Origin of the sequence: Pseudomonas putida, from assembly GCF_028682395.1 — a bacterium.
Taxonomy (GTDB): domain Bacteria; phylum Pseudomonadota; class Gammaproteobacteria; order Pseudomonadales; family Pseudomonadaceae; genus Aquipseudomonas; species Aquipseudomonas putida_AB.
This window is the reverse complement of record NZ_JANHLC010000046.1, coordinates 1-252: the sequence shown is the minus strand read 5'-3', so window position 1 is coordinate 252 and position 252 is coordinate 1. Positions and strand designations below refer to the sequence as shown.

At 57.9% G+C, this 252-nt stretch carries 1 pseudogene; it reads right to left on the bottom strand.

What is annotated here, in order from left to right:
* Positions 1-252, bottom strand: a pseudogene (locus tag NPS46_RS25165) (IS5/IS1182 family transposase); the annotation flags it as partial.

Genomic DNA, 252 nt, shown 5'->3' with positions numbered 1-252 from the left:
TAGTGCTCTGCGTCCACGGCTGTTTGCACGTTATAGGCAACACGCGCCCCCTTTGGCGTGCGCATCATTCGGGCATCGCTTTCGTGCGTGTTGAATTGCTCCAGCCCCATCGACTTCATCAAATCTTGGCAACTACGGTTGTCTTGCTGCTTGGCCTCAAGCTTCGCCAGTGCCGCCTTGATCGCAGTGCGATCGACCACTTGCTCGCCCTCTGCTTTATCAGCGGCATCCAGGTCAGCCAGGTAGTGGGCG